Annotated in this window: 9 protein-coding genes, 1 tRNA gene and 2 pseudogenes; 6 read left to right on the top strand and 6 right to left on the bottom strand. The window is 65.5% G+C overall.

Features of this window, described 5'->3' with window-relative positions; genetic code table 11:
• Positions 1-9: 9 nt before the first annotated feature.
• The 4 genes from Q0938_RS06400 to Q0938_RS06415 form a co-directional block, all read right to left on the bottom strand.
• Positions 10-2,592, bottom strand: coding sequence for a DUF3772 domain-containing protein (locus Q0938_RS06400; RefSeq protein ID WP_299360336.1), 2,583 nt, complete (start codon positions 2,590-2,592; stop codon positions 10-12).
• Positions 2,593-2,596: 4 nt separating this feature from the next.
• The gene (locus Q0938_RS06405) at positions 2,597-3,628 is read right to left on the bottom strand and encodes a cysteine synthase A (RefSeq protein ID WP_299360337.1); all 1,032 of its coding nucleotides are present in this window, start codon (positions 3,626-3,628) and stop codon (positions 2,597-2,599) included.
• A 92-nt stretch (positions 3,629-3,720) separates the two neighbouring features.
• Positions 3,721-4,872: an NUDIX domain-containing protein gene (locus tag Q0938_RS06410; protein WP_299360338.1), complete on the bottom strand. Its 1,152-nt coding sequence runs from the start codon at positions 4,870-4,872 to the stop codon at positions 3,721-3,723.
• 9 nt (positions 4,873-4,881) lie between these two features.
• Entirely contained in the window at positions 4,882-5,736 is an 855-nt protein-coding gene (locus Q0938_RS06415; protein WP_299360339.1) for a DUF2059 domain-containing protein, read from the bottom strand.
• Between the two features lie 145 nt (positions 5,737-5,881).
• On the opposite strand from Q0938_RS06415, the gene Q0938_RS06420 reads away from it, so the two are divergent.
• From Q0938_RS06420 to nadE, 3 genes are all read left to right on the top strand, one after another.
• Positions 5,882-5,971 (top strand) — tRNA-Ser (locus Q0938_RS06420).
• Between the two features lie 361 nt (positions 5,972-6,332).
• Positions 6,333-7,250, top strand: a complete 918-nt coding sequence (locus Q0938_RS06425; protein ID WP_299360340.1) for a CFI-box-CTERM domain-containing protein — start codon at positions 6,333-6,335, stop codon at positions 7,248-7,250.
• Positions 7,251-7,398: 148 nt separating this feature from the next.
• Positions 7,399-8,901: an NAD(+) synthase gene (gene nadE, locus Q0938_RS06430; protein ID WP_299360341.1), complete on the top strand. Its 1,503-nt coding sequence runs from the start codon at positions 7,399-7,401 to the stop codon at positions 8,899-8,901.
• Positions 8,902-9,390: 489 nt separating this feature from the next.
• Here the strand turns inward: nadE and Q0938_RS06435 are convergent, their stop codons facing one another.
• Positions 9,391-10,365: a glutathione S-transferase family protein gene (locus Q0938_RS06435; protein ID WP_299360342.1), complete on the bottom strand. Its 975-nt coding sequence runs from the start codon at positions 10,363-10,365 to the stop codon at positions 9,391-9,393.
• Positions 10,366-10,554: 189 nt separating this feature from the next.
• On the opposite strand from Q0938_RS06435, the gene Q0938_RS06440 reads away from it, so the two are divergent.
• The 3 genes and pseudogenes from Q0938_RS06440 (at position 10,555) to Q0938_RS06450 (ending at position 13,656) form a co-directional block, all read left to right on the top strand.
• Positions 10,555-11,004 carry a hypothetical protein gene (locus Q0938_RS06440; RefSeq protein ID WP_299360343.1) on the top strand — a complete coding sequence of 150 codons (450 nt, stop codon included), beginning with the start codon at positions 10,555-10,557 and terminating at the stop codon, positions 11,002-11,004.
• 359 nt (positions 11,005-11,363) lie between these two features.
• Positions 11,364-12,797 (top strand): 5'-nucleotidase C-terminal domain-containing protein, encoded by a 1,434-nt coding sequence (locus Q0938_RS06445; protein ID WP_299360344.1) that lies wholly within the window; start codon positions 11,364-11,366, stop codon positions 12,795-12,797.
• 232 nt (positions 12,798-13,029) lie between these two features.
• Positions 13,030-13,656 (top strand): annotated as a pseudogene (locus tag Q0938_RS06450) (phosphotransferase family protein).
• Here the strand turns inward: Q0938_RS06450 and Q0938_RS06455 are convergent.
• Positions 13,600-13,818 (bottom strand): annotated as a pseudogene (locus tag Q0938_RS06455) (ABC transporter permease subunit); the annotation flags it as partial. The pseudogenes Q0938_RS06450 and Q0938_RS06455 sit on opposite strands and share 57 nt — an antisense overlap.
• Positions 13,819-13,935: the final 117 nt, after the last annotated feature.

Consider the following 13,935-nt stretch of genomic DNA (forward strand, 5'->3'; position numbering starts at 1 on the left):
CGGCGGCGCTTAACTGATCCCTCCGTCACCGTCGCCGTCCCCGTCGGACTGGCCGGTTCCCTCCATTCCGCTGGCGCTGCTGCGCGCGATGCGGGGATCCAGTGCGTCGTCCTGTGCCTCAGGGACGCTGCTGCGATCTGCGCCTGAATTCACGGTGCGTTCCGCGCGGCGGGGCCCTGAGTGGCTGGTCAGCTTCGCGAGTTCGTCGACATTGCTGATCGTGATCACCCGATGGGCGTAGGGGATCTCGATCCCTTCCTGTGCGAACCGCTCCGCGATCTGGTGCCTGATCTCTGTCGCAACCCCCAGCCCCTGGTTGATGTCGGACAGGATGGCCCGGATCTCGAAGTCCAGCCCGTCGGCACCGAACCCCGTGAACATGATCGCGGGCGGGGGGTCGATCAGCACGATCGGCTGATCCTCGGCGATCTCCATCAGGATGTCGGTCACCCGGCGGCTGTCGGTGCCGTAGGCGACGCTGACTGGCACAATGATCCGCCCCTGCAGGCTGCCGCGCGTCCAGTTGATCACCGGCTGCGAGATCAGGTCCGAGTTGGGAACGATCACGTCCGTCCGGTCGAAGGTCTGGATCTGGGTTGAGCGGACAGAGATGCGCTTGACGAAGCCTTCGGCGTTGCCCACGCGGATCCAGTCGCCGATGGCGATCGGACGTTCGATCAGCAGGATGATTCCGCTGACGAAGTTGGACACGATGTTCTGCAGGCCGAAGCCGATGCCGACCGACAGGGCACCGGCAACGATCGCCAAGTTCGACAGATCGATCCCGGCCGAGGTGATGGCGAGGACCGTGGCCAGCATCACCCCGACATAGCCAAGCCCGGAAACGATGGCGTTCTGGCCACCGGCGTCGATACGTGTCTTGGGCAGGATCGAGTTCCGGAACGCCCCCTGCACGACCCGCGTGACCGTGTAGCCCACGGCAAAGATCACGAGGAACGTGACCACGGCACTGGGTGACAGCCGGACGCCCCCCAGCGAAACCCCTTGGCGCAGCCGCGCCCACCATTCCAGCAGATCGGACGGGCGCGCGCCCCAGATCAGCGCGAACACCGGCAATGAGGCGAGTACCAAGGCAAAGCCGATCAGCACCGGGGCGAGCGCCTGCCGTACCTTGCCCCGATCCCGAAGCACTAGGCCGTAGAGGTCGGCAATAAAATCCTGCAGCAGGATCACCGTCCCGAGCAGCGCGAGCGTACGGATCGCCGGCCACAGGATCCCGTTGGCGAGGCTCACATAGCCGACCAGCGCCAGCAATACGACGATCACCGACAGTGGCCGGGCCACCTGCCCGACGAGGGTCGTCAGCTTGGTCGAATAGTTCGGCTGATCGCTGTCGTCGTAGCGGACCATGTTCCGCAGGATCAGCGCCAGCCGGAACAGCAGCAGCGCGCCCGTCCCGATCAGCGGCAGGTGCCAAACCGCGGCCCCAGCCTCGGAAAACTCCATTGGGACGATCGTGCCTTCGGGTCCCGGCGGGTGTAGACCGGACAGCGGCAGGACGGCGCGGTTCAGGATCATCTGCAGTGCGACGAGCGCCGCGAGCAGATTGGCATAGAGCCGCGCGTTCTGCCGCTGACGATCGGGCACCGGCATCGGCACCGGCAGGCGCGCGGGAAAGAACATGCGGGCCAGCCACCTGCCGGCGAACAGGGCCAAACCGGCCGATGGCAAGGCCAGCAGGAACGGCCTGCCCCAGTCACCCACCAGCCCGGTGCGATCGATCGCGAGGGCCACCAGATACACGCCCGCCGCCGGAACGACGATCTGCCCCAGCGACGCCACGAACACCGCCGCGCCGCGTGAATGATCGGGCATCCGCGCCGACAGCCGGGCAGGCAGGGCGCCGATCCAGCGCCACCCATAGGTCAGCAACACGGTGGCGACGATCAGGTAACCCAGTACGCCGGGAATCCGGTCGCGCCAGTCGTCGGCGGTGCTTTCCGTAAACCGACCCGAGACTTCGTTGCTGACCCCGCGGACTAGGGCCACCCCGTCGGTTGCGGCTGCACGCCAACTGCTGGGCAGCAGCGGCGAAGGCGACAGACGCAGCAATGCCGTTGCCTGTCGGTCGCGTTGCAGTTTGTCGATGGATTGGATGATACCGGAAGCCCGGCTGGCGGCCTCGACAGCCTGCAGGCCCGGCGCCTGAACCTCCGACAGGGTCGCGTTCAGTTCCCTGCGGCGCGCGGCCACATCCTCTGCCTCTGTCTCACCCTCGGCCGGTGCCGGACCGAGCGCCGCGATCTGGTCCCTGACGGTGTTGATGCGGCCCGCGTTCACGTTCTGGGCGGCAAGGAACTCCTCGCGAAACGCAACCGCCTGCTGCCGAAGGGCATTCAGCTCCTCGTTCGATGCCTCGCCTTCGGCGACGACGGCCTCGATCTGCGACGCCTGCCGGTCCCACGCCGCGTAATCGGGCGCCGCCTGCCCCTGCGTCGTGGCATCCTGTGCATGAGCCGCACCACCGACGAGCCACAGGGCATCGCCACGCCAGGACTGCGGCGCGGCGGCGAATACGAGACACAGCATCAGACAGGCGAGGACCGCCGTCCGGATCAGGCGGAGATGCACGGGGTCAGCCTTCAAACACGTCCGGAAGCACAGCGGCATCATGGGCCATCCAGCCCGGAACCGGCAGCCCCTTGCCACGCAGGAACGCGGGATTCCACAGCTTGGTATGATAGCGCGTACCGTAATCGCACAGCACGGTGACGATCGTGTGGCCGGGACCCATCTCCTGGGCCATGCGGATCGCGCCTGCGACGTTGATGCCCGAGGATCCGCCCAGGCACAGACCTTCGTGTTCCAGCAGGTCGAACATGATCGGCAGCGCCTCGGCATCCGGCACACGGCAGCTGAAATCGGGGGTGAAACCCTCCAGATTGGCGGTGATCCGCCCTTGGCCGATCCCCTCCGTGATCGAGTCACCGCTCGCCGCCAGCGTGCCCTCGGTGTAGAAGCTGTGCAGCGCCGAACCCTCGGGGTCGGCCAGACCGATGCGCACACCCTTGGGCTGCAGCGCCATCGCGACCCCCGCCAATGTGCCGCCTGATCCGACGGCGCAGATGAAGCCGTCCAGCTTGCCGTCGGTCTGCTCCCACAACTCGCGGCCGGTGCCTTCCAGATGGGCCTGCCGGTTCGCGGTGTTGTCGAACTGGTTGGCCCAGACGGCACCGCCGGGCTCGCTGCGCGCCAGCGCCTCGGCAAGGCGACCGGAATAGCGGACATAATTGTTGGGATTCCGGTAGGGTGCAGCAGGAACCTCAACCAGTTCCGCACCGGTCAGGCGCAGCATGTCCTTTTTTTCCTGGCTCTGGGTTTCGGGAATCACGATGACCGATCGGAACCCCATCGAGTTGCCCACCAGCGCCAACCCGATGCCGGTATTCCCGGCCGTGCCCTCGACGATCACGCCGCCGGGGGCCAGTTCCCCGCGGGCCACCGCATCGCGGATGATGTAGAGCGCCGCACGGTCCTTGACGGACTGGCCCGGGTTCATGAACTCGGCCTTGCCATAGATGTCGCATCCGGTCCGTTCGGATGCGCTGCGCAGGCGGATCAGCGGCGTGTCACCAACAGCGGCGGCAAGGTCGGGGCAGATGCGCATGAACGGGCCTTTCGCGGAACTGGTCGGGGTGGATGTAACCGCGGGCGCGGCGCGGCCACAACCCATCGGACCACCGTGCGGTGTCCCGGAGCCTATGCAGTTGTCCGTTCGATGGCCTGCGCATCGGCTTGACGTAGATCCTGCGCATTTCGGTCCAGCCACAGCGCCAGGATCAGCAACGGCCCGCTGACGATTTCGCCCGACAGACAGCGTCGGACCAGATCGGCCCGCTCCATCAACACTCCGCGGATATCCTCGCCTTCCTCGGGCAGACCGCCGATCCCGGTACATCCGTCCGGCAGATCGGCGATGCCGACGAACGAATAGATGAACTCGGCCGCGATCCCCGGGGTCGGATAGTAGTGCGGCGTGGGAACCAGTCGGTCGAGCGTGATCCCCGCCTCCTCGACCGCCTCGCGCAGCATCGTCGCCTCGGGCGTCTCACCCGCGTCGATGCGCCCGGCCACGGGCTCCAGGATGAACGGGTCCGGATCGTGGCGGGCGGCGGGGCCGGAGCGGAACTGTTCCACGACCAACACACGATCGCGGACCGGATCCCACGGCAACACCACGGCCGCGTCGCTGGACACGAACACCCCACGGTCGACCGGATCGGCCCAGCCGCCACGATGCAGGCGGTGCTGGAACCGATGTTCCTCGACGGCGAAATGGCCGGCATAGGGCTCCCGCACGGCCAGATGTCGGACGTTCTGACGATTGTCCGATCGAACCTGGCGCGCCTGCCCGCGCAGGCGCGAGGCACACCACCCCGCGATCATCGGCAGCCGCGCGGCAATTTGCCCGGAACTCCGGTCGGCCGGCTGGGCCACGACATGGGCGGCAATGGTAGCGGCCAGATCAGCGTCCCAACCGGCGGGCCAGTCCGTGTCCGAGGAGCCCTTATCGTCCGACGTGCGGGTGTCCTGCCTCACGGCTGCGCTCTGCCCTTCGGACGTCCCGCATGTGACAGGATCCACAACCCCGAACACCCGTTCACCGTCAACGGTGACAGGCTCCAGCTCGAAGATCGCAGCGTAGCGGATCAGCTCGGCCGCTGCGGTGACCCGGCATGCGTGGAGGCGCTGCCCTCCTGTCTCCAGCAGGGGCCAGGCGCCGCGCTGGATCCCGGCACCCTGCCCGCCCGCCAGCCGACCGCGCAGGGTCAGAGGCTCGGCGGCAGAGAGATTGAGGACTGCGCGCATGGCGGGATGCGCCAGCGGTCCGGCAACGATGATGCGATCCATGCTCGCCGCTTAAAGGGACTGCAGACGCGACACCACCCCGACGGCCCGTCCGGTATCACGCATGATCTGCGTCATCGCGGCGTCAAAAGCGGTCTGCACAAGCGCATCCAGGCGTCGCGATGCCGGGGTTTGCGCCTCGCGGATCAGCCGCTCCACCTCTGCATCCGACAGCGGTCCCAGCGCCAGGAACAGGAGCGCCTTGATCCAGCCCTGATTTTCGGCCTGCAACGCCGGCGCCTCGGCCCAGACCAGCGCCAGCACCTCCTTTTCGGACAGGGTTGCGGCGCCGGACTCCACGAGCCCGCGCATGAAGGCCAGCGACGCCCCCATCGACGACGCGACGGTCGGCTCCACCATGTCACCGGCGGCGATCAGACGCCTGATCTGGCCGATGCGCGCATCGCCGCCCGCCGCCGCGGCCTCGAAGCCCGCAAGGGCCGCAGCCCTCCCGGACGCGTCGACCATCGCCCGCCGCGCGGAAAGCTGCAGTGTCACGTAGCGCTGGCCAAGCGGTGTCTCGAGGAACCGGATCGCCGGCGCGATCGCCGGGGATTGGGACGTCGCCAGCGCCCTGTCCAGTGCTGCACGGGTCAGCGCCTCGATGCGGCCGGGCGTCACCTCGGTCCTCACCGCCTGCAGCAGGTTGCGGTCGGGCGGCACCCCTTCGGCGGCCTGCGCCGCAGCCTCGGCCGCGATCACTTCCGCGATGCGATCCAGTCGCAGCGCTGGATGCAGGCGCTCGGTCGTGACGGGTTCCAGGGTCGGGGCCGGCGCGGTCTCGGGCACGGGTTGCGACACTGTCGGTCCAGCGACCCCGAGGGCGAGCCACCCCGCGATGACAACGACTGCAACTCGCTTCAGCATGCGCGCGACCGTCACCTTTCCGCGGCTCCATGATCCGGACCAACTCGATGTGTGCGACTGCATCGGGTCGGACCGCAAGTCTGGACGATGACCCCTTGCCCTTCAATCCCCATGGCACTAAACGCCAGCCTCACCACCCAAGCGCGGAGAGGTGCCGGAGTGGTCGAACGGGGCGGTCTCGAAAACCGTTGAGCCTGCAAGGGTTCCGTGGGTTCGAATCCCACCCTCTCCGCCACATCAATTGAGTTTACGCTCAGGCCATTATCCCGAAAATATGCAATACACCTCAAGCCTTTGCAGGCTCTTGTCCTTAGAGATAGCGAAACATGTTGTTGAAAGAAGATAGAGCTCGTCTCGTTTCCCGCGGCCGCCCGAATCGGAGGCCCATCGTTTGGGAGGTTGAATTCGCCGCTGCGCCGGTGACAACGGCCGGAGGTGGTTAAGGCAAGCGGAACCACAAATCTTATGGACATGACGCTCGCAACTCTGACCTGTGTCCGGCACAAACGCTGTCAGTTTGTATGCGCTCGTTGGCGCCTGGAGGATAATTCGCCTCCCAGCAGCCAAGGAAAGGGCGGAGCGCAGGTTAGCAAGAGTTGGAGCATGTATCGATGACTATAACGATCGCCGATCCGTTAGAATTGCGTATCGTCGAGATGATTAATGCAGAGCGAGCGGAAGAAGGCCTTCGGCCGGTCCATACAGCAGTTCATCTCAACACTTCTGCTCAGCGTCATTCGGACTGGATGGCAAACCAAGGGGCTTTCTCTCACACTGGCGAAAACGGCAGCTCGCCTAGCGAACGGGCAGAGGACGCAGGCTTTCCGATGCAGGACGCATCGTGGACGATAACAGAAAACGTTTCTTATACGGCCATCAGCGACTTCATAGGTGACGATGAAATCGCACGCATGCACATCGCTTTGATGGACAGCCCTTGGCACATGGCCAACATCTTGGACGCTGACGTCAATTATATCGGCGTGGGCCTTTCCCGCGGGAAGATCGAAAGCGACGGCGGTGACTCTCGAGACGTGGTCTTTATGACCCAGAATTTCGGCAGTAGCTCTGAACCAGTCGTCGTACAGGAAGAGGTCGACGGGGAAACTGTCTTGACAACTTTCGTTGATGGAGAGGCGGTTCTCGGGACGTCTCAGCCCGGTCCCGAGGCAGATCAGCATGATGATGATGACGATGCTGTATCAGCTCTGGATGACGAGGTGCCCACGGAGGATGACCCAGAAGATGCAGAGACCGCGTCCGGGGGCTCGTGCTTCGTTGCGACGGCTGCCTATGGCAGCAGGCTACATCCCGACGTCGTGACACTTCGCCAGTTTAGGGATAACGTGCTTGTTCAGTACCGTGTTGGGCGCGCCTTTGTTCGCTTCTATTGGGTATTTGGACCCATACTGGCAAAAGTCGTCCGCCCCGATCATCTAACGGGTCGCTTAGTTCGAGGAGTCTTGCGTCCGTGCGTGATTACCGCCCGCAACCTTCTCTGCCGCCGCGATTAGGGTCCTCCCTTCTGCCGCAGTCGACTCTGCTGGCCTTGGCACGGGGCCAAAGAAGTGGTGCGTGCGGCCTTCGATAGCTTGGTCGGCCGGGAACCCTGACCTGCCGCTCTGGTTGTCGGATGTGGAACCTGGCGAACGGACGTGGCCGATGCATCATCTGAATGAGATACTCGAACTGTCGCGGCAGAGCCGGCGTGGGCCCCTCTCGCCGTGGTTCGAGGCACGGTTGCGCGACCAGGTGGCCGCGGGGCAGTTTCCGCAGCCCCGGGATCTTCAGGTCGTCGGGGACCGGCTGATCGATCAGCTTGTCCAGTACCGCGAGCAGACGGGTGTCTCGACTGCCGTGCTAGGGATGTCCGGCGGAGTGGACAGCGCCGTCACTGCAGCGCTGCTGAAGCATGCGGGCTGGCGCGTCTTGGGCTATACGCTTCCGATCGAGCAGGATCCTGTCGAGACCGACCGTGGAGTGGAGGCCTGCGAGGCCCTCGGTCTCGAGCACCGGCATCTGGATCTCACCCCGCAGTACCGGAATATGGTAGCGGGACTGGGATCCCTGGACGAGCAGTTGAGTACGTCCGACGCCGAGCCGCTGCGGACTCGGCGCGGGAATATCCGCGCCCGCCTTCGGATGGTCACACTCTATGATCAGGCGCATCGCTGGGGTGGGCTGGTGGCCAGCACCGACAACTTCTCGGAACTGGGAGCCGGCTTCTGGACGCTGCACGGCGATGTTGGCGACCTTGCGCCGGTTCAGTCGCTGTTGAAGTCTTGGGAGATCCCCTGGATGGCGCGCGCCTATGGTGTGCCGGAACGGACCTGGCGCGCGAAGCCGACCGACGGGCTCGGCATCGGCGAAGGGGACGAGGCGCAGATAGGCGCAAGTTATCTTGAATGGGACATCACGGTCTTCGCGGTGGCAGAGGCGCTGAGCCGACATCCCTCGCTGACACCGGAGGAGTTGCCCGAGATCCTCGGCGCGACAGACGATCCGGTGCTGCGCCGCACCACCGGGGCGGTTCTGCGCCGACTGCGGACGACATGGTTCAAGAGGATGAATCCCATCGTCCTCGACCATCCGCAGACGGACCGGATCGGTCTTTTGGAACTGATCGACAGCCGGCTGTTCCGACCTGCGGTGCTGCGCCAGGATCATGCGCTGACCTCGTTCTCGGGAGAGATCGCGACATTGGCGCAGCAACTCGCCAATACCCTGGCGGAACGGAATCTCAGGGTCGTGACCGCGGAATCCTGCACCGGCGGGCTGATCGGGGCCAGCATTGCCGCAGCCCGAGGCAGCTCCTCCGTCCTCGAGGGCAGCATCATCGCCTATCGCCCCGAAATGAAAACCGATGCGCTGGGTGTGTCCGAGGCGCTGATCAGGGACCGGACAGTGTATGACCCCGAGGTCGCCCGGGCCATGGCCGAGGGAGCGCTGCAGCTGGCAACAGGGGCGGACTTGGCGATATCGATCACCGGGGTTGCGGGCCCGAAACCGGACCAGGGCAAGCCGGTCGGACTGGTCTACATCGCGACACTCCGCCGCGGCGGAACCGCGCAAGCGACCGAGTTCCACTTCGACGGCCGCCCCGAGGACGTCGTGGCGGCCTCGATCAGACATGCACTACAGTTGGGGTTGGTGGCGCTTGGATAGCGCCGTTTGATCACCGCGTCGCTTTCCCCAGCTAGGTTGCAGTCATATCTCCTCCCGAGTCTACTCTGCATTCGAGTCGTGCAGACTCACACATCTACCCGCGGGGCCAGCTATCGAGAGTCACGGGACCATCAGCCTACCGTACGCCTCCTCACCGCTGCGTGTGCGGGTTCCAGCGCGTAGGGGTCCTTCAGCCGTGACCGCGCCTCTGGGCAGGCAGTTGCCTGTCGCAACACCGGATCACACTCCCTTCGATGCCGGTTCTCCCGCGGTCCGCCGGCTGGCCCTGCCGATCTGCCGACGGGCAACGGGCATGCCAGAGGGGAACTTGGCCGGTCTTGAAGCTCTACATGACAATTACAGAGAACGTTCGGTTTCGTAGCACGCCCCCCTGACGGGTCCACCGCTGCGGAGGCGCCCGTTCACAGCGGCCATCGCCTCGGTCGCTGCGCGTGGTGAGGTATCCGAGTCGCCCGTAGCCGGTCCGCCTCACCCTCGTCCGTGCGGCTCCTCGTAGTTCAGAACCGGATTGATGGGGATGATGCGGTTCGGATTGATCGTGTCGTGGCTGTAATGATAGTGGCGCACGATATGGTCGAACCTGACGGTCTCTGCCACGCCGAGCCATTGATAGAGTTCGCGGGTGTAGGCCCAGAGGTTCGGATAATCGATCAGTCGGTCGCGGTTGCACTTGAAGTGCAGGTGATAGACCGGATCGAACCGGATCAGGCTCGTGAACAGGCGCCAGTCGGCCTCGGTCAGCCGGGCACCCAGCAGGTAACGGTGGGTGGCCAGATGATCTTCCAGCCAGTCGAGCCCGGCGAACACCTCGCGCACCGCCTCGTCGTAGGCCGCCTGCGTCGTAGCAAAGCCCGCGCGGTACACACCGTTGTTGATCGCCGGATAGATGCGGTCGTTCATCTCCTCGATCGGGCCGCGCAGATCGGAGGGCCAGTAATCGTCGCGGTTGCCCGTCAGATCGTCGAAGGCCGAATTGAACATTCGGATGATTTCCGAGGATTCGTTGCTGACAATCGTGTGGCGCTGCTTGTCCCACAGGACCGGAACGGTGACCCGGCCGGACACGTCAGGCACCGCGCGGATATAGATCTCCCGCAGGTAGTCCAGCCCGTAGAGGCGATCCCCGGTCGCGCCGGGGAAGTCGGACGAGAACGTCCACCCGTCGGACAACATGTCCGGATGCACCACCGAGACATCGATATGCGGCTCCAGCCCCTTCAGCGTGCGGAAGATCAGCGTGCGGTGCGCCCAGGGGCAGGCATACGAGACATAGAGGTGATAGCGCCCGGTGGCGGCCGGGAACCCGCCCTCGCCCGAGGGTCCGGGACCTCCATCCGCGGTGATCCAGTTGCGAAACCGGGACGTGTCGCGCTGGAACTTGCCCCCCGTCGCGCCGGTATCGTACCATGCGCTGTCCCACTTTCCCGCAATCAGCTTGCCCACCGCGTCCCTCCTGTCGTCGCCACCACCGGAGCATAGGAAGTCCCGGTCGCGGAGCAACGCCGATCAGCGCACGGGCCGACAAAAGACGACAGGGCAGTGCATGAGCGGTCTCGGCCTGCGCGCAGCGTTGGCCGCTCAGTGGCCGGGTCTCAATGAAAAATTCACGGCTCTGGTGGACTGTGCGAACCCATGATGGACGCGCTTCCCAGACCCTACCCCGGCACGAATGCAGCGCCAGCCGAGATCTTCGCGCTTGCGACCGAATACCATACCGCTGCCGAGGCCCTGCTCGGAAAGGCGCGAGCACAGCAGCGCATTTCTCATGCCCCGGCGAGGCTCTGTGCAGTTCACGCCATCGAGCTGTATCTGAACGCCTTCCTTCTTGCGACGGGCGATCCGCCCGAGAGAGTGCGGGCGCGCTTCCACGACCTTGCTGAGCGGGCCGAAGCCGTCACCGGTCGGGGCCTGATCCTGCGCAAGCTGACCATCCGGCACCTCGTCCGGATGACGGAGGACCGTGAATATCTCATCTCCCGCTACGGGCCCGAGATGTCCGGGACCCTGTCGCAGAGCAACAGACTGATGGCCACGCTGAACGAGATTGCCACGAAGGTGCGGGCAAGGATCAGCCCCGTCTAAGCGTCGGGCCTCCAGCACGCGGTCATCCAGCGTTGAGGTGATGGAACCTCCCGGTGTGTCAGTACATGGGAGCCATCGCAGAATGCCCTCGACCTGCTTCAGGATCCCCTCCGACGCCGGCGGATTTGGCCCGACGGAGGTCGGCGCACTGGAGGCGCATTGAGCATCACTTCTCGAATCCTCCGATACGAGCCCGCCCGACAGTGGGGTGCCACAGCGAACCCGTCGGCCAAGCGCCAGACCGTCAGAGACCCGAGACAATGAACTGAGGCGCAACGTCACAACTCCCGCGCCGTGGCAACCATCCCCGAGCCGCCGGTGTTCGTCCCGCAGGCGCACAGGACACGCGGGAGACCCACATGCCAAATCTGACCCTTCTCCAGATCAACGACGTTCACGTTTATCTCGAGCCGCACGCCGAGATCGTCTGGACCGGCGCGGGGCCGGAGACGGCCAGGATGGGCGGGTACGCGCGCATCGCCTCGATCTTCAAGGCCGCGCGCGAGGAAAATCCGGGCGGCGTGCTGGCGATGGATTGCGGCGACAGCTTTCATGGCACGCCGGCACTGGTCGAGAGCAAGGGCCGCGTCCTTGTGCCTGTTCTCAACGCACTGGGCCTCTCGGCCATGACCGGTCACTGGGACTTTGCCTGGGGGCCGGAGCACCTGCGCGACTTGGCGGGTGGTCTGGACTTCCCGCTCCTCGCCGCCAATTGCCACGATGGCGAGGGGCGCCCCGGTCCGTTTCCGCCGACCGAGAGCTTCGAGGTGGCGGGCGTCCGCGTCGGCGTGATCGGGCTGGCCGCCACGATCCTGGGCGAGATGCCGCCCCAATTCGCAGGCGGGCTGCGCTTCACGGATGGCATCGAGGAGGCGCGGGAACATGCCGCGCGCCTGCGCGACGCGGGCTGCGGGTTGGTGGTGGTGGTGTCTCACCTCGGCTTCCCACAGGATTGCGCGCTGGCCGAGGCGGTGGACGGACTGGACGTGATCCTCAGCGGTCATACCCATAATCGCGTGCAGGAAGCCGCCGAGTGCAACGGCACCCTGATCATTCAGTCGGGCTGCCACGGCAGCTTCGTCGGGCGGCTGGACCTGCAGGTGGAAGGCGGGCGGGTCACGGGCCACCGCCACCGGCTGATCCCGGTGACGAATGATTTGCCGGAGGATCCGGCGATGGTTCGGCTCGTCAGCGAGGCCGTCGCGGATACCGCGGCGATGCGCGATCGGGTTGTCGGCCACACCGCGGAGCTGCTGCACCGTGCCACGACCCTCTCCGCACCGATGGACGATGTGCTGCTTGCCGCGATCGCAGCGGCGGCAGGGACGGAGATCGCCTTCTCCAACGGCTGGCGCTATGGCGCACCGATCCCCCCGGGGCCGGTAACCGAGCACGACCTGTTCTGCATCGTCCCGATGAACCCGCCGGTCGAGACGGTCGATATGACCAGCGCCGAGATCCGCGACCTGATCGAGGCCAGCCTCGAAGCCGTGTTCAGCCGTGCGCCCTTCGGGCAGCGGGGCGGTTATCTCAAGCGGATGCGCGGCCTGACCATCGACGCAAAGATCGAGAACCCGAAAGGCCTGCGCACCCAGGCGATCTACGGGCTGGACGGCCGGCCGCTGCGCGATGGTGACATCCACAAGGTCGCCTTCATCTCGCGCCAGGGGGTGCCCTCGCGCTACGACCGCAACCGGACCGAATTGCCGGTGAGCGCCATCGAGGCGCTGCGGAAGTGGTTTTCGGACAACGACCGTGTCGCCGCAGGATGCGGCCGCGCAAGGCTGGTGTGAGACAGCGGCCAATGGCGGCGATGGAAGCGCTATATTGCCGGGTCAAGCATAGCCCAAGCTGGCTGACTGACGCACCCTTCGATCGTCCCCGTTGCGGCCCGCGCGGTAACAATCCGGCGAACGTCAGTGCGATCGACGCAGTGAGCGCTTCGCATTCGGCGAGCGGTTGTCGCAACGCGAGAGCATCCAGATCTCGCTGGGCGACCTTGCCATGTAGCTGTTCAACTACCTGATGGACTTCGTCGAGGGCCGGGTCTTCTCGGACTGCCGCCTGCCCGATCTCTCCCCGCCCGAGCGGCGCGCGGTCTATCTGTCGATGGTCCGCACCCTTGCCCGGATGCACCGGATCCGGCCCGACGAGATCGGTCTGGCCGACTTCGGCCGTCCGGGCGACTATTTCGCCCGACAGATCCATCGCTGGACGCGCCAACTAAAGGCGTAGAGCTTCGCCGATGACAGGGTGCTGCTCGCGCTGTCGGAACGGCTGGCCGCGCTGCAGCGGCCCGATGACGAGCTCTCATCGATCGCACATGGCGACTTCCGCCTGGGCAACATGCTGTTCCACCCGACCGAGCCGCGGGTCATCGCCGTGCTGGACTGGGAGTTGTCGACCATCGGCCATCCGCTTGCGGATCTCGGCTTCGCCGCCATGCCGTTCCACACCAGCCCCGACGAATATGGCAGCATCCTCGGCGCCGAGACCCAGGCCATCCCCACCGCGGCCGAGTTCTTCGTTGCCTATCGCGAGGTCTACCCCGAGGTTCCCGCGCCCCGATCCGACGAAGAAGGCAATGATGAAGTCGTCGAAGCTGAACGTGAAGGCCAGCAGGAACCCCGCCAGGATCGCCGGCGCTATTAGCGGCAGCGTAACCCGGCGGAACGTCGCGGAAGGCGTGGCGTAAAGGTCGGCCGAAGCCTCCATCAGCGCGGCTTCGATGCTCGACAGGCGCGCCCGGACGATTACGACCACCAGTGCCATCGTGAACATCGTGTGTGCACCGACCAGCGATACTTTTCCCATCGACAGTTGTGGCGCGGCCGCGGGGGCTGGCGTTCTGGGAGGTCACGTCCGTCAAGCTGGTGTAATTTCCCGGATGGCCTGAGGGCATGATCAGGCGGCTTTCGTTGTGATGCTGAG

The organism is uncultured Paracoccus sp., from assembly GCF_947496875.1.
GTDB lineage: Bacteria > Pseudomonadota > Alphaproteobacteria > Rhodobacterales > Rhodobacteraceae > Paracoccus.

What these genes read in the sequence shown, in the direction of transcription:
- Q0938_RS06405 (WP_299360337.1), bottom strand. Translation starts at nt 3,628, where the DNA reads ATGCGCATCTGCCCCGACCTTGCCGCCGCTGTTGGTGACACGCCGCTG.
- Q0938_RS06410 (WP_299360338.1), bottom strand. Translation starts at nt 4,872, where the DNA reads ATGGATCGCATCATCGTTGCCGGACCGCTGGCGCATCCCGCCATGCGC.
- Q0938_RS06415 (WP_299360339.1), bottom strand. Translation starts at nt 5,736, where the DNA reads ATGCTGAAGCGAGTTGCAGTCGTTGTCATCGCGGGGTGGCTCGCCCTC.
- nadE (WP_299360341.1), top strand. Translation starts at nt 7,399, where the DNA reads ATGCATCATCTGAATGAGATACTCGAACTGTCGCGGCAGAGCCGGCGT.
- Q0938_RS06440 (WP_299360343.1), top strand. Translation starts at nt 10,555, where the DNA reads ATGATGGACGCGCTTCCCAGACCCTACCCCGGCACGAATGCAGCGCCA.
- Q0938_RS06445 (WP_299360344.1), top strand. Translation starts at nt 11,364, where the DNA reads ATGCCAAATCTGACCCTTCTCCAGATCAACGACGTTCACGTTTATCTC.